The 16,228-nt window shown below is 69.9% G+C and carries 18 protein-coding genes and 2 pseudogenes; 1 reads left to right on the top strand and 19 read right to left on the bottom strand.

Annotated features, from left to right (window positions below; genetic code table 11):
• Positions 1–75 precede the first annotated feature (75 nt).
• Positions 76–624, top strand: a complete 549-nt coding sequence (locus ACZ7LV_RS32150) for a DUF4262 domain-containing protein (RefSeq protein ID WP_471944557.1) — start codon at positions 76–78, stop codon at positions 622–624.
• Positions 625–1,005: 381 nt separating this feature from the next.
• Here ACZ7LV_RS32150 and ACZ7LV_RS32145 read toward each other — a convergent pair whose 3' ends face one another.
• The 19 genes and pseudogenes from ACZ7LV_RS32145 to ACZ7LV_RS32055 all read right to left on the bottom strand — a co-directional run bounded on the left by ACZ7LV_RS32145 (position 1,006) and on the right by ACZ7LV_RS32055 (position 16,226).
• Positions 1,006–3,270 (bottom strand): tyrosine-type recombinase/integrase, encoded by a 2,265-nt coding sequence (locus tag ACZ7LV_RS32145; RefSeq protein ID WP_471944555.1) that lies wholly within the window; start codon positions 3,268–3,270, stop codon positions 1,006–1,008.
• Entirely contained in the window at positions 3,267–4,241 is a 975-nt protein-coding gene (locus tag ACZ7LV_RS32140; protein WP_471944553.1) for a tyrosine-type recombinase/integrase, read from the bottom strand. Before ACZ7LV_RS32140 ends, ACZ7LV_RS32145 begins: the two co-directional genes overlap by 4 nt.
• A gap of 106 nt (positions 4,242–4,347) precedes the next feature.
• Positions 4,348–4,977: pseudogene (locus ACZ7LV_RS32135) on the bottom strand (adenine nucleotide alpha hydrolase family protein); the annotation flags it as partial.
• Positions 4,978–4,990: 13 nt separating this feature from the next.
• Entirely contained in the window at positions 4,991–5,443 is a 453-nt protein-coding gene (locus ACZ7LV_RS32130; protein ID WP_471944551.1) for a hypothetical protein, read from the bottom strand.
• On the bottom strand, positions 5,436–6,176 hold the full coding sequence (trpA, locus tag ACZ7LV_RS32125) for a tryptophan synthase subunit alpha (RefSeq protein ID WP_471944549.1): 741 nt from the start codon (positions 6,174–6,176) through the stop codon (positions 5,436–5,438). Before trpA ends, ACZ7LV_RS32130 begins: the two co-directional genes overlap by 8 nt.
• Before the next feature lie 94 nt (positions 6,177–6,270).
• The gene (locus tag ACZ7LV_RS32120) at positions 6,271–6,801 is read right to left on the bottom strand and encodes a hypothetical protein (protein WP_471944547.1); all 531 of its coding nucleotides are present in this window, start codon (positions 6,799–6,801) and stop codon (positions 6,271–6,273) included.
• 243 nt (positions 6,802–7,044) lie between these two features.
• Complete coding sequence (locus tag ACZ7LV_RS32115) at positions 7,045–7,464, bottom strand: hypothetical protein (RefSeq protein WP_471944545.1); 420 nt, start codon at positions 7,462–7,464, stop codon at positions 7,045–7,047.
• Between the two features lie 106 nt (positions 7,465–7,570).
• A complete protein-coding gene (locus ACZ7LV_RS32110; RefSeq protein ID WP_471944543.1) occupies positions 7,571–7,810 on the bottom strand; it encodes an XF1762 family protein in 240 nt (79 codons plus the stop codon).
• The gene (locus ACZ7LV_RS32105; RefSeq protein WP_471944541.1) at positions 7,807–9,597 is read right to left on the bottom strand and encodes a type IV secretory system conjugative DNA transfer family protein; all 1,791 of its coding nucleotides are present in this window, start codon (positions 9,595–9,597) and stop codon (positions 7,807–7,809) included. The genes ACZ7LV_RS32110 and ACZ7LV_RS32105 overlap by 4 nt, the downstream gene beginning before the upstream one ends.
• A gap of 32 nt (positions 9,598–9,629) precedes the next feature.
• Positions 9,630–10,406 carry an SPDY domain-containing protein gene (locus tag ACZ7LV_RS32100; protein ID WP_471944539.1) on the bottom strand — a complete coding sequence of 259 codons (777 nt, stop codon included), beginning with the start codon at positions 10,404–10,406 and terminating at the stop codon, positions 9,630–9,632.
• 152 nt (positions 10,407–10,558) lie between these two features.
• Positions 10,559–10,768: a hypothetical protein gene (locus ACZ7LV_RS32095; protein WP_471944537.1), complete on the bottom strand. Its 210-nt coding sequence runs from the start codon at positions 10,766–10,768 to the stop codon at positions 10,559–10,561.
• Between the two features lie 230 nt (positions 10,769–10,998).
• Positions 10,999–11,658, bottom strand: coding sequence for an SPDY domain-containing protein (locus ACZ7LV_RS32090; protein WP_471944535.1), 660 nt, complete (start codon positions 11,656–11,658; stop codon positions 10,999–11,001).
• A gap of 158 nt (positions 11,659–11,816) precedes the next feature.
• Positions 11,817–12,170: a hypothetical protein gene (locus ACZ7LV_RS32085; protein ID WP_471944533.1), complete on the bottom strand. Its 354-nt coding sequence runs from the start codon at positions 12,168–12,170 to the stop codon at positions 11,817–11,819.
• A gap of 26 nt (positions 12,171–12,196) precedes the next feature.
• Complete coding sequence (locus ACZ7LV_RS32080) at positions 12,197–13,000, bottom strand: SPDY domain-containing protein (RefSeq protein ID WP_471944532.1); 804 nt, start codon at positions 12,998–13,000, stop codon at positions 12,197–12,199.
• Positions 12,997–13,379: pseudogene (locus tag ACZ7LV_RS32075) on the bottom strand (hypothetical protein). Before ACZ7LV_RS32075 ends, ACZ7LV_RS32080 begins: the two are co-directional and overlap by 4 nt.
• 276 nt (positions 13,380–13,655) lie before the next feature.
• Positions 13,656–14,063, bottom strand: a complete 408-nt coding sequence (locus tag ACZ7LV_RS32070) for a hypothetical protein (RefSeq protein ID WP_471944530.1) — start codon at positions 14,061–14,063, stop codon at positions 13,656–13,658.
• Between the two features lie 17 nt (positions 14,064–14,080).
• Positions 14,081–14,740 (bottom strand): hypothetical protein, encoded by a 660-nt coding sequence (locus ACZ7LV_RS32065; protein WP_471944528.1) that lies wholly within the window; start codon positions 14,738–14,740, stop codon positions 14,081–14,083.
• Complete coding sequence (locus ACZ7LV_RS32060) at positions 14,737–15,495, bottom strand: hypothetical protein (RefSeq protein ID WP_471944526.1); 759 nt, start codon at positions 15,493–15,495, stop codon at positions 14,737–14,739. The genes ACZ7LV_RS32065 and ACZ7LV_RS32060 overlap by 4 nt, the downstream gene beginning before the upstream one ends.
• 266 nt (positions 15,496–15,761) lie before the next feature.
• Positions 15,762–16,226, bottom strand: a complete 465-nt coding sequence (locus ACZ7LV_RS32055) for a hypothetical protein (RefSeq protein ID WP_471944524.1) — start codon at positions 16,224–16,226, stop codon at positions 15,762–15,764.
• Positions 16,227–16,228 lie beyond the last annotated feature (2 nt).

Below are 16,228 nucleotides of genomic sequence, written 5' to 3'. Positions count from 1 at the left end.
TCGACGAGAGCGCCGTGTAGGGAGCTCGCGGGGCCTGCCTGCACTTCCTGCAGGTGGTCCCCGTAGCCTCAGCGCATGTCCCGTGATTCATTCGAGTGCCGCTGCGTCCTCTGCCACGACTATGGCGACCGGGACGAAGCGGACCGGGTAGACCTGACGATCATTGAGAACGTGCGGCAGCACGGTTGGCACGTCGTGATGGTTCCCGAGGACGAGGTCGGCCCCGGGTTTGCCTACACCGTCGGCCTGGCGCACACGTACGGTGCTCCTGAGCTCGCCATGTTCGGGCTCGACGTCCATGACATGCACCGCATTCTCAACGCGGTCGGAGGCCGGGCCGCTGGCGGTGCGGTACTGGAGGCTGGCCAAGAGCATCAGGGCGTGGTCGAGGGCCATCGATTGGTGCTCAGGGCCGTCGACTTGCGGTGGTACAGGACGTTCTTCGGGAGGGCGATCCGGTTCTACCGGCGGCCTCCTTTCCCCTTCCTGCAAGCTGCGTGGCCCGATGCGGGCGGCCGCTTCTACTGGGAGGAACAGGCCGAGGAGAGTTACTGGCATTCGCAGCCGCGGCTGTGGCTGCCACCGGGCGACCACCCCGAGGGTGTATGGACCGCGGAACTGTGATCCGCAGACCTCGCGATATGGAGAAGACCGTGGCTGCCGCGGACGGTACGGAGCTGCTCGACTACCCGGAGATGGTCCGATACGTCGGTGCCGTCGTGGAAGCTCTTCACGGCTTCGGCTGCGCTCCGGATGAGCGATGGGATGAGTCGAGAGCGGTCGCCCTCTACTGGACGGAGGGCCGCGATTTGTGGCCGTATGGGCTGCTGGTGTTCTGGCGAATGAGGGACGGCTGGCATTCTGTGCCGCTCGACGTCCACGGAGATGCTGCTGTGCACGAGGCCCAGCCGCTTCCTATCGATCCTGTGGCAGCGCCAGCCGCTGTCACCGGCGTACTCCTCCAGCTCCTTCGTGGGTCCGGGCCGCCTTCTGCGTGAGTGCGGACTACTTGTCTGCTGATCCTTCTGGGGCTTTGTCGCTAGCCGGGCGTTTCGTGACTGTGTCGGCGAGTTGCGTGAGGGGGATGAAGGCGGACCTGTTTCCCAGCTCGCTGGGAGTCGGGCCGGCTGGAGTCGGAACGTGAGCAAGTCGTTCGGTCAGGGCGGCGACAGCGTCGCGGTCGCCCTCAAGGGCCGCGCGTTCGTCGTCCGTCAGGTCGACCTGTTCAAGCATCGTGTTGATGCCCTCCTTGACGGCGAGGAGCTGGCCCTTGCTGGACTCTTTCGGAACGTAGAAGGGGCACCGGGCGCAGGCCATGCGGTGGGGGCACTTCGCGAAGAAGTCGTAGCTGCAGTAGCCGTCGCCCAGGTCGTAGTACTTCCACGGCTGTTCGCCGCCGGTGGCGGCGCCGGTGAGGATGCTGTCGCGGTCGATGAGGACTTCGATGGTGCGGACGTTGCGAGCAAAATAGTCGGCCTTCTTGTAGGCGGCGGTCAGGGTGCGCTGGAGGATCTTGGCGTAGTAGCGGGTGCTGGCCGGGTGCTTGTGTCCGAGCCACTGCTGGAGGTCGCCGAGGGTCAGTGGGTCACGGGCCTTGAGGAGCTGCGTCGCGATGGTGCTGCGGGCCCGGTGGCTGGTGAGGGCGCCGCGGGAGTCCTGCTGTGGCACTCCGGCCTTCTGGCAGAGGGCCGGAATGATGTTGTCGTTGAGGTAGGCGCTTCCGACGAGCTGACCGCGGTGGCAGAAGAGGTGCTGGCGCAGTAGGCCGGTTTTTCGGTCCGCAAGGTCGGGCTGGGGTGGCCGGACCAGCTTCCAGGCGTCGATGAGCTCACCGACCAGTGGGTCGACGGGCTTGGCGAACGGACGGCTCGTCTTGTTCTGCGGGATGTGCAGCAAGCAGATGGGGTAGGTCTCGCCGGTCCGCTCGTCCGTTCCCTCGTCCCAGGTAATGCAGTCCAGGTCCAGGCGGCGCAGCTCATCCATACGGCAGCCGGCAAAGAGCCAGACACCCACCATGGCCCGGACCATCTCGACCGGGTAGTAGGTGGCCTTCCACCCCGCGGAGCGGGCACGCGGCGTGCCGTACGGCTTGAGGTCTTCACTGTTGAGGGTCAGTCCGGCCGCCATCAGCTTGGCCCAGGTCGCGTCGTCGATGATCCGCGGGTTCGGGCCCATGAGCGCGCGAAGGGACAGCGGCATGCTCAGCACCTGGCGCGGGTCGAACCGGGGCTTGATCCACTCCCATTCGATGAGGTCGGAGAAGAACCCCCGGACGCTGTCGATGCGGGTTGCCTTCCCGCCGGGGCTGAGGGGCTGGCCGACGCGGCTGCGGTTGCGGCTGTGCCCGGCCCACTGCCCGACGACCGCGGTCATCGTGTCCGCGATGTACTCGGCAGCGATGTCGCGGGTCCACAGCTCAGGAGCGACGGCCTCCGGGTGCTTCTCGGCGGCCCACCGGCCGGCGACGAGGATGGCCGAGAGCATCGGCCTCTTTGTCCCAGGCTCGTGCGTGACGAGCTTCATCCAGCGGAGCGCCGGCTCACGCCACTCCGGCGGGACTGTGGCCAGCGAGGCTTCCTCCGGTCCTGCCTTGTCCTGGTTGGTGCGCAGAGGCGACGGGATGATGCCCTTGTCGGCCAGGACCCTGGAGATCTTGAACAAGCCGCGCCGCCGGCTGGTGGCTCCGATGGACCTGTAGTGCTCCAGCAGGTCGTGCAGGAGGGGCAGGCGGAGGTCCTCCAGATGGGGGCTGTTGTTGCTCAGCAGGACGTCGAGGAGGGCGTTGCGGACTTGCCATGCCAGCAGGTGGGTGGAGTTCCGCCAGGCGGTGAGGGTCGCTTCGATGTCTTCCACGGCAGGCTGTACGGCGCGGCGACCGAAGGTGAGGTCGGCGAGTCGAGCCAGGCTGGTGATGCCTACGGTGTCGTGAAGCCGATGGTGGCCGCCGAGCTGGTGCCCGAGGGCTACGAGGTGGAACCGGAAGCTTCCCGCGTTCGCGGAAGCCTCCACCCATGTGGCCTCGTCCCACGTCCAGTAGGGCTTTTGTTGCCGATGGACCTCCTTCAGAAGGCGGAATCGTGCTGAGTTGGCCTTGCCCGGGTCCCAGGTGGTGGTGACCTTGTCGATCGGGATGATCAGACGGGCAAGGTCGGCTGCTGCCCTCGCGTGCATCGCGTTGAGCGGGGCGATGTGCTCCAGAGCGGCGATTTCCTTGGGGATCAGGTCGGGCAGTAGGTGCTCGGTCAGCGGATGTGCCTGCTTCGAGTTCACGGTGTCTCCAGGAGGCGGGCGAGGAGCCGTTCGCGGTCGGCATGAAGGGTGGTGTTGGCGCGATGAAACCGGGCGGCGAGTTCACGGCCGGAGAGGTGGATGTAGCGCATGGTCGTGGCCAGGTCGCGATGGCCGGCGTACTGGGCGATCTGGTCGATGGTCCAGTCGGCGCGAGCCAGGTCCGTCAGCCGCAGGTGTCGGAACGTATGCGTGGACAGGCGTGTGACTCCGGAGGTGCGACTGATCCGTTCGACGATCTTGGACCAGCTCGACGCGCTGAGAGGGTCGCCCGGGTTCCGGTTCGACGTGGACCGCAGTAGCGAGCCGGTGAGCCGGCCGAAGGAGTTGCGGCGTTCGCCGAGATAGGCCATGAACAACTGGCTGGAGGCCGCACCGTAGGTGACTTCCCGGGACCTCTTGGACTTGGTCGTCTCGGCCCGCAGTCGGATCAGACTGTAAGCGGGATCGAAGTCGTCTCCGGACAGTTGGACGAGTTCCTCGCGCCGGAGAGCGCCGTCGTAGGCGAGCGAGACCATCAGCCGGTTCCGAAGCGGTTCGGCCATGGCCGCTTCCAGGATCCGCTGCCAGTCGGTCTCGGCAGGTATCCATGGCGCCTGCTCAACCCGCCGGACCAGCCCCCTCTTGGGCCGCCGTCCGCTTCGGCCCGTCTGTCCACGGCGTACCGGGTTGCGCTCGCGCAGTCCGTCCTCCACCAGGAACTCGTAGAACGACCGGACGGCCACAATCCGCTGCTGGATCGTCGCGTTCGCCAGCCCGGGAGCCGCCCGGGCGGCTCCCTTTCCACACAGCTTGCTGGGTGGTCGCTCCAGCATCTCGCCGATCCACGCCGCCACCGTGTCCGCTTTCGCGTACAGCGGCTCTGCACCCTCCGCGGCACAGAACCGGAGGTGGTCCTCGACCGCACGGCCGTACGCGTCGATCGTGTTGGGTGCCCGACCGATGTTCGCCATGAACTGCAGCCAACGAGGGGCCTCTTGATCCTCTGCCAGGATGGGGAACTTGCCCCACGGGACGTCGACCATGGCTCAAGGCTGCCCACGCTCGATTCCACATAAGGCATCCCAGGCAACTCGACTTAGGCGTATCTGCGAGACCGAGAGAGGTCAGGTAACGCACGCAGTCGGCCCTGCTCCAGGACATGTCGAGAAGGGGATGCCGGTTACGCATGTACTTGACGTCCGCGTCCTTCGCGCGGTGGCATTCACCCGTGGAGATTCCTACCCACTGCTCGACGAAAACGCCCTTCGGGATGCGGGCCGGGTAGGGGTAGCCGAGTAGTTCGCGAACCTTCTGCTTGATCGGCTTAACCTTATATTCCCCGGTGCACTGCCGTCGGGTCATTCCAGGTCGCCCGTCCTGATTGAGGATGTGGAGCGGCATGGAGGCGAAACGGTGATCCGGGTTCAGTGCGTCGTCGCGGATATTTCCGGCCGACACGCGGAGTACGGGTATTTCGGCGGGCGCGGCTATCTCTTCTTCCATGCGGTCAAGGTGTGCATAAACCACTTCGGGTTCCCATCCGGTGTCGGCGAAAATCGCGCAGTCGACCCTGGGGAGAATGCCCTCGGCTGACAGGGCGAGAAGCGTGCTGGACTGAACTCCCGCGCCGAGGGAGAGGGCGCGGAATCGGGGCTGATCTGAAATGGTCTGTCCTGGGTGTAGGGAAAAGGGAGGGCGCGCTCGCATTGCGGCTGTCGCGTCAGCGGCAGGGGTATTCCGGTCGGTCGCGGGATACGGCGTCGCAGAGGGCGGGGATGCGGTCGAGGAGGTCGGCGGCCGACTCGATGAACTGCTGCGGTGCCGGCCCGATTAGGACGACCCGCCGTGATGTGGCGGCGGCCTGGCGGCGCTGGTTCTCCACGGTGCGGGCAAGAGCAGCCGTCAGTTCGGCGGCGGCGTCCTGGGCGGCCTTGGCGATCTGCGCGACGCGGTGGAGGAGCAGCAGGTCCGTAGGGGAGGGCCGCGACGCCTGGCGGCTGCGGGTGAGAAACAGCCGCAAAGCGGTGCCGGCGAGGTCCTGGGCGTCAGTGAGGCGCGCGGCCAGTGTGGATGCGCCTCGTTCGGCGGGCAGGGCACGCAGGGCCTGGTGCAGACAGGAAGCGTCGGACGAGATGCGGGCCAGGACCGGGGCCGGGTTGGCGGGATCAGGCACGGGTCTCCGTGGTGGCGTACGGGTTCAGGGCTTGGGCGAACGCGGCGGTGAGTGCCGGGGCCTGCTCGGGGGCGGTCATCAGGGCGCGGACGACGGGGGTGCCGATGACGACGGCGTCCACCAGTGGCGCGACGCGTTCCGCGAGGGCTGGGGTGGAGATGCCCACGCCCGATACGACGGGTAGGGGGCTCGCGGCGCGCAGGCGTGTTGTGAAGTCGGCGAGCGCGGGGACGTCGAGTGGGCCGCGGTAGCCGGTGGGGGCGGTGCTGGCGGGTGCGTAGAGCCATCCCGACGCGCCGGCGGCAACGGTGGAGAGGCCGGTGTCGGCGAGGTGGCGCGGGACGAGGCGTGGGGTGGAGAGGTTCGCGGCCTTCGCTGCGGCCTGCCAGCGCTCTGCCTGGTCGTCGGGCAGGTCGACGACCATGGCGCCGACGGCACCCGCGTCAGCGAGCAGCCGGGCCAGGCGTTCGGGGCCGTGCCGGCTGACGGGATCCCAGTAGGTCATGACGACGGTCGGCCGAAGGCCAGCGGCGTGCTCGACCGCGCGCAGGGCGCGGGCGAGGACGTTTCCGCGGCTCAGGGCGCGGCGGTAGGCCGCTTGGATGACGGGCCCGTCGAGGCCAGCGTCATGGTGGGCGAGGCCGATCTCGAACAGATCGGCGCCGGCCCCTGCGATCTGGTCGAGCTGATGGCGCTCGGCGCGGGCCGGATGCAGTCCGGCGGGGACGAACACGCCGAGCGCGCAGCGATGTTGGGCGAGGAGGGCCTGGAGGGAGTCGGTGGTGGCCAGGAGATGTCTTTCTCGGAGGGCGGGCTGTCGCGGCAGGTCAGCGGTGGTGTGGGGCTCGTGATGGCGGGGAGGCCACGGGGGTGGTGGCGCTCCGGGAGTGGGCGGGCTGGGTACGGGGCGTGGTGGGCTTGTGGCTGAAGGCGGGGGCCACGCGGTCGAGGGCCTGGGCGATCTGCTGGGCCTGGTCGTGAGCAGTAGCGAGCTGCTCGGCGACATCGGTGGGGAACCGGTCCCACTGGGCTCGGTACTGGTAGCGCTGGATGATCTCGGCGGCGTTGCGCAGTTGCTCGGCGACCTGCAGCAGGACGGCGGTCTTCTGTTCCGGGGCGGTCGCGGTGTGTGTGACTTGCAGAAGCGCGTCCAGGGCGGTGGGCAGCGACTCGTCGGGCGTGGGAAGGCCGTAGAGGGCGGCGTGCAGTGCCTGGGCGTAGACCGTCACGGGTCCGCCCCGACCGCGGCTGCGGTACTCGACGGGGGCTTGCCGGCGGGCGCCGAAACTGACGGTCACGTCCCGGGGAGCGGCCCCGGGGTTGAGCTGGTCGGCGAGGGCACGGGCGAGATCATGCACGGTGGGGGTGTCGGAGGACGTGGAGGCTCCTCGGATGGCGGTACCGGATGCGGCGGGGATGGTCAGCGGGCGCGGCGAGGGGCCCATGGTGTGGTTCGCGGACCGGTCACGGGAGCTGAACGGCGGCGGGTACTGGCGGGGATGTCGGAGGGTGTGGGGATGCCCAGGTGGACACGTGCGCTGAGACCGTGGGTGTACGCGTGTGCCTCGGCAGCGGTGACGGCGCCGAGCAGTCCGCGCTCGTCAAGCCCGTCCCGCGGGCGGTAGGACTCGCCGTCTGCTGGAGACGAAGCCGTGTTGCTCCAGAAGCAACCGGGCGGCGGTGGTCGAGGCGGTCACGGCAGCCGTGCCGTCACCGAACTGGAAGCGCAGGTCTGGTCCACCGGCCGGCTGGTCGGGACTCCAGCGGGTGGTCCAGGAAAGGTCGACGAGGTCGTGGGTGTGGGCCAAGAGCCCGTACATCGCGACGCCGGCGCGCTCGTGGACGTCCTGCGCAGTACCCGGAGGCAGCAGGTAGAGCCTGCGGCCGTGGTGTTCACGTGGGTGGAAGCCGGCTTCGGTGAGCAGCCGGTCGGCGTCGCTGATGCGGCGGTTGAGGATGACGAAGGTGTGCCCGTCGTCGGGGGACCCGATGAAAACGTCGGGGATGTCCAGAAGTGACACGGTGGTGGTCCAGGGAGTTCGGCGGCCTGCAGGTCGGCAGGAACGGCAGGGTGTGCTGTACGGCTGGAGTGAGCGGCATGGTCAACGGCTCACTGCGCGTGCCGTCTTAGTTCGCGTTGCGGGTGCCGTCGCTGGCGGTCCGGGTGATTTCGAGGGTGGCGCAGTCGTCCAGGTGACGGGCCACCGGCCGGCCGACGATGGCCACGGCGCGCAGCGTGCCGGTCTCGTCGGCGGCGCCGACCGCGAAGATCTGGCCCGCGGGCGGCGGATGGTGACGGTGCCAGGCGCGCACGAAGTCCTTCGCCTCACGGGAGCGGACCGGTACTAGGTGCGGGGCGTCGCTCACGCGGCCGTCCCGAAGTCGGACTGCGTCGGCGCGTGCTTCGCGATGGCGCGAGCCGTGATCGCCTTCGACGCGCGGGCGGACGCCGCGGACAACTCCTCCGCTCCTGGCTCCCGATACCACGGCCGCAGGTCGAGCATCGCGGCCCGCATGCCGGTGGCGAAGCACAGCGCGGTGCCCTTGGGCAGGGCGCGGATCGCGTCGGCAGGCAGGATCCGCTCCTGGCGCATGCTGACCGAGGTCGACTTCCCGGACTCCGAGTGCGAGGTGGACGTGGTCTCCACGTCGTGGTCGCCGATCAAGCGGCTGAGCTTGTCCGCGAAGTCGGGGTCGTCGATGCCGGAGCCGATGACCTTGACGGTCGAGGCGGACCACATGGCGTCCATGCCCGCGTCTCCCCAAACTTTCTGGCCCTGGCGGTAGGACTGCAGGATGGTGATCGGGATGATGCCGCGGCTGCCGAGGTGGGAGTACAGGTCCGGCAGGTCGCTGATCTTGCACACGTTGGCGGCCTCGTCGAGGATCGCGAGCATGGGCGGGTCCAGGCGTCCGCCGGCGCGTTCGGCCTGGGCGGTGGCCGCGCGCATCACGGAGTCCGCGCATGCGGCGATCAGTGCCGAGGCGCCGCCTCCGCCGTCCTTGCTCAGCAGGAACAGTGTGTCGGTGGAGGTGACGAACTCCGACGGGCGGAACTCAGGAACGTCGTTCTGTGGGGTGACCCAGGCGGCGATCTCGTTGTTCAGCAGTGCGGCGGCGTACTGGCGGGCGGTCTCGTAGATGCCGTCGCGCGTCTCCGGGGGGCCCTCGACGGTGCCCTTGAGCTGTGCTGCGACGGCGGCGAAGTCGTGGTCGCGGAGGATGTCGAGCGGGGTGCGGTCGGCGGGGAAGGCGAGCCACTGCATGATGTCGGTGATGGGCCGCTCGTCGAGCGCTGCGGCCAGCAGCAGTTGGGAGAGGATGTTGCTGCCGGCCTTGGACCAGAAGTCGCCCTGCTGGGAGGCGTCCACCGAGGCGGCGAGGAAGTGTCCGGCGAGCCGGTTCGCCCCGTCCAGGGTTTTCGCGCTGGCGAGGGGGTTCCACCACATCTCGCGTGCGGCGTGTGCGATCTGCTGGGGGTCCATGGTCCACACCTGCCCGACGCGGGAGCGGGCCTCGTATGTGGCGGTGAAGGCGTCGCCTGCGGCCTTGTTCGAGGTCAGGAGGACGGGGCCGGGCGCGGCGAGCATCGAGGGGATGGCGAGCGAGGTGGTCTTGCCCGAGCGGGGCGCCATGATGGCGACGGCTACATCTTCGTAGCCCATGCGCACCTCGTGCCGGGTGTTCTGCAGGTTGCCCAGGAGGATGCCGGTGTCGCGGGCTTCGATGTGCTTGGCGTCTTTCAGGCTCGGGCGCAGCGAGCGGGCTTTGTCGGTGATCGCCTTGGCCATCAAGGGCTCGATGTCCCGGGCCTTGGCCATGCCGGTGATCTGCTTCCGGCCGCCGCCGCGGTTCTTGTGCCGGAGCCACAGGGCGACCGTCGTCACCCCGAGAGCCAGGAGGAGCAGAACGGGAACGATGCGTGCCCCGATGAGCAGGGACGTTTCTCCCAGAGCGGGCCAGACCCGCTCGGGGTGGAGCAGGGCGTTGGTCGGCTGGTAGGGGGCCCAGCTGGTGCCGGCGAGGTAGGCGGTGATGTTGCCGCACAGCCAGGCCAGGTGGGACTGGGGGACGACGACGGCGAGCACGCCGAGCAGGAGGCGCAGGACGAGGTCGTATCCGTCGGTGCTGCTGCTGGAGGAGGAGGGGGGCAAGGGCTATGAGCTTCCGGGCGGGGACGGAGGGATCAGCGCTGGCGGTGGCGCTCGGTCTGCGGCCGTTGCGGAGGATGCGTGCTCGTCGTCGGCGGGCCGGATCGGCTTGCGGCGAGGGAGCGGATGCGTTCTTCCAGGGCGCCGGCAACCTGCTGGGCGGGTACTTCCCGGTGCGAGCGGGTGATGAGGTCCGGGTTGCGAGTTGGGAGGCTGGAGGGGCTGGCGGTGCGCGGCACCGGTCGGGGGTCGGTGAGTGCGGTGGTGAACGCGGTGATCAGGTGGGGTGGGGTGTGCTCGCTGAAGTGGGCTTGCCACAGCAGAGTCCGGAAGTCGCGAAGGGCGGTGTCGACCCACCAGGCCCGGGTTGTCTCGTCGGCCTCGACGCGGACGGTGCCGTCGGGTGAGGCGAGCCGGTGGTGGTTGTAGGCCGGAATCCAGCCTGCTTTGAGAAGCGGCTCCTGCGGATCCCAGTTGTCTGCTGGATCGGCAGTGGGATCGGTCAGCGCATCGGTGAACGTCGCGATCATTTCTATGGGGGTGCGGGCATCGAAGCTGGCGAACCAGGCGGGCCGGTCCGGCGCGGGGGCGTGATGCAGAGTCCACCACCGTCCGTCGGGGTCAGGCTCCAGCCGCAGGAGGGCCTTCTGATCGGGGCTGGAAAGCAGCACGCGGGGCATCAGGGGGTCGTGACCGTAGCTCCAGCCGCAGGCACGGTGGAGAGGGACGGTGACCCAGGCGGGGTCACCGCCGCCAGCCAGATGGCGCGGGGCGACGTAGTCGATGTCGACGTTGACGGGGACCTCGGGCATGGTCACCGCCCCCTCGCGCCGTGTCCGCTGCGCCGGGACGTCAGGGCGGGGAGCTGCGGGCGCTTCGGCCGGGACGGTGCTCGGCGTGCGGCGGCCTGGATGTCGAGGATGACGCGACCGTGGCAGGCCCAGTCGTCCAGATAGCTCCAGCACTATGCGTGGTGCTCATCCAGCGCGTCGACGTACGCGTCGCTGCCCGGACCGGCGCCCTCGGGGAGCTGGGCCCGAGTCTGGCGCCACTGCGCGTCCAAGGCGTCGAGATGGCTCAGTGCCTCCTCCAGGATGGTCAGCTGCCCGGGCCAGCTGTCCCGCGTGAGGTGTGCGGGCAGGTGCTGGAGCTGGAGCCGGGCGGTGGCCAGCAATTGGCGAGCGCCAGGACGGATGCCGGCGAACGCTGCGGCGGTGTCTGCGTCACGGACGGCGGCCCGGCGGCCGTAGGCGTCCTGGTCGAAGGGCCAGCCGTCCAGGTCCGTGTTGAACGCGGTGAAGGCGTCCCAGGACGCCAGGATCCGTTCACTGTGGCGCAGGTAGCGGTTGAGGCGCCGCAGTGAGGTGCGGCGGTGAGAGGGGGAGATGGGAAATTCCTGTCGGTTCAGCGGCGGGCGGCCGGCTGGGCAGTTCGGGTGTGCACCGGGGCCGGTGCGGGCTTCGTCTGACGTCGGCGGGCTGCGCGGACGCGTGCCGTGATGGCCTTGAGTCGGTCGGTGTGGGCGTCGACCACCTGCTGAGGGGAGAGTGGGCTTGGCTCCTGAACGGCCCTGTAATGGGCGGTCGGTTCGTGCATGCCGCGTTGGAGTGGAGCGGTGTCGGTCAGCGCGGTGACGAAGGCGTTGACCAAGTGGGCGGGGACGTTCTGGTGGAAGTGCGCGTGCCAGATGCGTCGGCCGCCAAGCTCGTGAAAGTTGGTCTCGTGGGTTTCGATGTGCCATTCCGGCGTGTCGTGGAGTTCGCTGACCGGGCGGTGTTCGATGGTGCACATGCCGTCGGTGGAGCGGGCTGCGCCGCTGTCGTCGCGAGCCCAGCCCGCTGCGTCGAGTGTTTGCCATGGGTCCGGCTGTGCGGCCGGTGGCGGGATGACCAGGGCGTCGGTTACGGCAGCGATTACCTCGGCGGGGACGAGTTCGCCGACGGCGGCGTACCAGTAGGGCTCGGCACCGAAGGGTTCGCATGTCAGGTGCCACCACGCGGACATGTACCCGGACTCCGGGGCGAAGCGCAGGCTGTAGCGGTGGTTGGGGCTGGTCATGACCATGCGCGGGCTCAACGGATCGGAGGTGCGAGTCCAACCGGCGGCGGCGAGACCGTGTGTGACGTGCCGGGCGTCACCGGGGCCGGCGAGGTGGCGAGGGCTGGTGTCGAAGGGGATCTGCCAGGCGTGTTTGTCGGCGAACTCCGAGAGCTGCCGTTCGCTCACCGGCACCGGCTGCACCCCTGCTCGCTCTCGGCGTCGTCGTGCAGCGCGCGCAGCTCGTCCAGGACGTAGTGGAGGGTGTGCTGATCGGTCTGCTCCCAGGCGGCGGAGCGCAGCTCGGCGATCAGGACGTTGACGTGCGCGGTGCGCGGGATGGCCTGGTGTTCCTGGACGGTGCGGGCGAGGGCACGCAGGGTGTCGGCGAGCTGGACGGGCAGGCCCGTGTACTCGTCGAGGAGCGGCTCGACCAGGGCGAGGGCTTCGGCGGAGTCGGGATTCTCGCGCAGGTACTCGGTGACGTCCGACAGCGTTTCGGTCAGGGTGCGCAGGGATTCAGGGGTGGGGGCGGGCATCGGACTCCTTGAGAGGGGGAGGGTGGTCAGCGGCGGGTCCGGGCACCGCCGGACGGGGTATAGGGGCGGGCGGTGGTGTGTGGCCGGGCGCTTCGGGCGCTGCTGCGGGCCCAGGTGGCGGCGCGGGCAGCTGTGATCCGGGCCTGTTGCCACGCGCTGAGCTGGGAGGGCTTGACGGAGACCGACCAAGTCCGGATCTGTGTGCTGTGCGGGACACGTCCGCGTGGGCGCATCACGGGGTCGGGGCCGGCAAGTTCGGCTGAGAAGGCTTGGATCAGGTGCATCGGCGTGTTCGGCGTGAAGTTGGCCGTCCAGCCGTTGCCCTGCTTGTCCTGCGCTCCGGTCCACCACATCGCCGAGCCGGAGGCGCGCTGGTGGTACTGCATCCACGCGGTGCCGTCGGGGCTGGTCGCCATATAGTCCTGGCCCTCGAACCGCGTGTGCCAGCTCTGCTCCTGCAACGGTTCCCAGACGTTGGGGGCGTGTGCGGAGCGGGGGCGGGTGAGGGCGTCGGTTAGACCGGCGACGATCTCCACCGGCGTCTGCCGGCCCAGGTGCGCAGACCACTCGGCGTTCTGCCCACTTGCCCGGCCGTGGATGGTCCATCCACTTGGGAGGATGTAGGGGTCGTAGGCGACGCGGACGGTGCGGTCCGGGCTCTCCATGAGCAGCGGGCCGTCCTTCTTGGACTTGTCCCGCCAGCCCGAGGCGCGCAGGAACTCCGAGACGTGCCGGACGTCACCGCCGCCGGCCAGGGCACGGGGCTGGACGAGGTGGTGCTGCTCGGCCTGCTCGCCCGGCCCCCAGCCCTGCCACTGCTTCTTCTTCACCGGCGCCGCCGTACGACGAGCGGGCAGGAGCCGGAGGCTTCGCCGCGCTGGTGGCCGGTCGGGTGCCGAGGTGCTGGAGGAGGTCCTGGTGCTCGTCCAGGTCCAGGCTGATGTCGTGCAGTTCGTTGGCGGCACGGCCCAAGGCGAGCCATACCTCCGCTGGCAGGGCGCCTCGTTCCGCCTCGATCTTGGCGAAGTGGCTGCCGGTGATGACGAGGTGAGTGACGCCGCCGAGGACTCCGTTGTCCGGGTCGAGGACGCCGGCGATGACCTGCGCTGCCTGGGGCGGGGGAAGCTGAGAGAGGTGGTCGGAGAGCTGGCCGAGCTGGCGGGTGATCTCGTCGGCCAGTCTCACCGGGTAGGGGGCGGGGTGGGACATGCTCCTCCGGGTGCGTGGACGGTCAGTGGTGGTGGCGCTGCCCGACGCGTTGCGCCTCGGTGGGGACGGCTTCCGGGCGGACGCCGGCCAGTGGGGAGGCGCGGTCGGGGCCGGCCGTGATGCAGGCGCGTAGATAGCGGCGGAACAGGGCGGTTGCGAGCCGGGGTTTGAGCCGATGGCTGATCGGTGCGGGTGTGCGTTCTGCTACGGGTTTCTCCGTGGAATCGGGCGGCGGGGCGGTGGGCGGCCCCGGCGTGGTGCCGGGGCCGCCCGGGCTTACGGGGTGCGGCGGGCCGGTGCGGAGTACGAGGAGGGACTGGCGGGCGCCGGTTGCTGCGGGGCAGGGCGGGCCGCGCGCGCCCGGAGACGGTGCACGGCCTGCTGGTAGAGGGCCTCGTCGAAGACCTCGGGGTCGCAGTTGACCGTGTATCCGGCCAGGAGCAGGGCGGGGATGGCGCGGTTCGCCAGGCGTTTCTGCTCCTCGGCACCGAGGTGATCGGGCACGGTGTGCCAGACGTAGAGCGGCTCGCCTGTGGGGTATTCGTGGCGTTCGAGGCCGAGCTGTTCCAGCAGGTCGTGGAGGCCGGCGGGGGCGCCGGTGGGGGTGTCGGCGTGGATGGTGGTCGTCAGGGCCTTGATGTAGATCTCTACGTCTGTGCCGTACTCGTCGGCCAGATTGGCCATACGTTTCTTCTCCGGGGTCAGCGGCGGCGGGAAACCTGGGACTGTGCACGGCCCGCTGCCGGTGTCGGGGCCGGTGCGGCCGCGGGCCGCTGCGCCGGGCGGGCGGCGTGGTTGCGGGCGTGCAGGATGACGCGGGCGGCTTCGCTCAGGGAGTTGGCGGTGTTACCGAGTCGTGCGACGGGCTCGGGTTCCTCGCCGGGCGCGGCGCCGTGGAGATCACTGGCGGCGATCCAGGCGCGGACGATCACTTCTCTGGTCAGGGGCAGCAGCCCGTGCACGGGCGCAGCGACCTCGGTCAGGACCTCGGCCACCGCGCTGCTGGTCTCGGCGGCCGAGGCCCGCTCGGCGAGTTGGGTGAGGTAGCGCAGGGCTGCGTCACGGTCGCCGTCGGCGGCGGCCAGCATGTTCAGGGCGGGGTCGAGGTGGACGCTGTGGCCGGCGGCGAGCAGGGCGTGCGAGGCGGTGGTCGCCTTCAGGCGCTGCTGCTCGATGGGCAGGCCGTGCGGAAGACGGTGGTAGTCACCGCGGGGTCCGGGAGAGGTGAGGAAGCCGCCGGTCCGCTGAAGGATGTCTGCTGCCTGCTCGGTGCCGCCGATGGCCACGACCAGACCGGTGCGAGGGTCCTTGGTGATGGTGACGTACTCCAGGACCCAGAAGTCGGGCTCCGTCTGGTTCATCGCGCCCTGGCGGTGGGTGTGCGGGCGCCGGCGGGGGCCGGCGGCATGGAGGCCCGGGCGGAGGTGGGCGCCTGGCGTCCGGCGTGGTGCTGGAGGGCGGTGCCGATGCCGAGCGCGTCAAGCTGCGGGCCGATCTCGCGCAGCGCGCGGGCCTGGGCCTGGGTGTCGTCGCCACTCAGGCGGTAGATGCCGCTGTGCGGGTCCTGGATGAAGCCGTGGGCGGCGAGGATGGTGCCGGCCCGGTCGTCGGCGGGGGCGGTGGCGACGCTGCCGTCCGGCTGCCAGGTCAGGACGACCCGGTCCGGCTGGGAGGGCTGGATGCCGTCCAGGGCGTTGTGCCGGACCTGGGCGAGCGCACGGTCGTAGCGGACGAGGAGATCGCCGGCGACCTGCTCGGCGCCGAGGAACGGGTCATCGGTCAGGGCGATGCCGTTGGGCTCGGGGACGGCGCGGTACGCCTCGTCCGGCAGGGCGTGCGGGGCGACGGCGGCGAGGAGGAAGCCGTCGCGTTCGTCGTGCCGGTCGATCAGCACGAGCTGGGCGCCGTCGGGGCGGCTGAGGACGGCGGCCTGCTGCAGGGGATGTTCGGCCAGGGAGGCGGCGACCAGGTCCAGGTCCCAGATGCGGTCGGTGAGTTCGGCGAGGTCGTCCTTGTCGTCGCCCGTCAGGTGGGTGCTGGTCCAGGTGTCGGGGAGTTCGCCGGCGAGGACGTCGGCGTAAGAGGCAAGGCGCTCGGATATGTCGTGGTCGTGCATGGTGTCCTTGGGCAGTTGCAGGGGCGTTAGCGGCGCAGGTGGGTGGCACCGACGGGTGGCGGTGCCGGGGCTGGCAGGGCACGCGGCGGGGGCGGGCAGGCGCACACCGCGGAGCGTTCGGGCTCATGGTCGGGAACCTGCTCTGTGCAGGCGCGGCGGCCGGGGTGAGGGGCGTGCCGGTCGGCCAGCCGTCCGCGGGTGTGCGCGAGGTCGGAGCGGATGACGCGGACGTATGCGTCGGCGAGGTAGCGCAGGCGCCCGGCGGTTTACGGATCGCTCGCGTCGCCGAGGCCGTCGAAGAACTGGGCCAGGGCGCCGAGGGTTTCCTCGAACCCGGCGAGGATGCCGTCGTGGGGCGCGGTGAGTTCGGTGAGTATGTCGGCTGCCTCGGCGGTGTCGGTGGCCTCGCGCAGGCGTTCTGCGAGGTGGGAGACCGAGGCGCCGAGCGTGGGATAGCTGGCGGGGCGGGCTTCGGTGTCGAAGCGCTCGTCGCAGTCGACGTGGTACCCGACAGCCCGAAGGCGGCCTACGGCATCGATGGCGAGACGGGACTCCTCGTCCTCGGTCAGGCCGGCGGGGGCGCGGTGGTAGCTCTCGTGGAGGCGGACAACAGCGACGAATCCCGCGCGCTGGAGGATGCTGTGCGCCTCAGCGTCGCCCCCGCGGGCGAGGACCTCGTCGGAGTGCGGGTCACGGCGGATATCCAGGAAGCGGCCGGTGGTGCGGGGCAAAG

The sequence above is a fragment of the Streptomyces sp. NPDC107562 genome, from assembly GCF_055657325.1.
The sequence above is the reverse complement of the archived record's forward strand: the minus strand, read 5'-3'. Positions and strand labels throughout refer to the sequence as shown.

Coding starts and splice junctions, on each gene's coding strand:
- ACZ7LV_RS32150 (WP_471944557.1), top strand. CDS start 76: ATGTCCCGTGATTCATTCGAGTGCCGCTGCGTCCTCTGCCACGACTAT.
- ACZ7LV_RS32140 (WP_471944553.1), bottom strand. CDS start 4,241: ATGGCGAACATCGGTCGGGCACCCAACACGATCGACGCGTACGGCCGT.
- ACZ7LV_RS32100 (WP_471944539.1), bottom strand. CDS start 10,406: ATGCCCGAGGTCCCCGTCAACGTCGACATCGACTACGTCGCCCCGCGC.
- ACZ7LV_RS32090 (WP_471944535.1), bottom strand. CDS start 11,658: ATGGTCATGACCAGCCCCAACCACCGCTACAGCCTGCGCTTCGCCCCG.
- ACZ7LV_RS32085 (WP_471944533.1), bottom strand. CDS start 12,170: ATGCCCGCCCCCACCCCTGAATCCCTGCGCACCCTGACCGAAACGCTG.
- ACZ7LV_RS32070 (WP_471944530.1), bottom strand. CDS start 14,063: ATGGCCAATCTGGCCGACGAGTACGGCACAGACGTAGAGATCTACATC.
- ACZ7LV_RS32065 (WP_471944528.1), bottom strand. CDS start 14,740: ATGAACCAGACGGAGCCCGACTTCTGGGTCCTGGAGTACGTCACCATC.
- ACZ7LV_RS32060 (WP_471944526.1), bottom strand. CDS start 15,495: ATGCACGACCACGACATATCCGAGCGCCTTGCCTCTTACGCCGACGTC.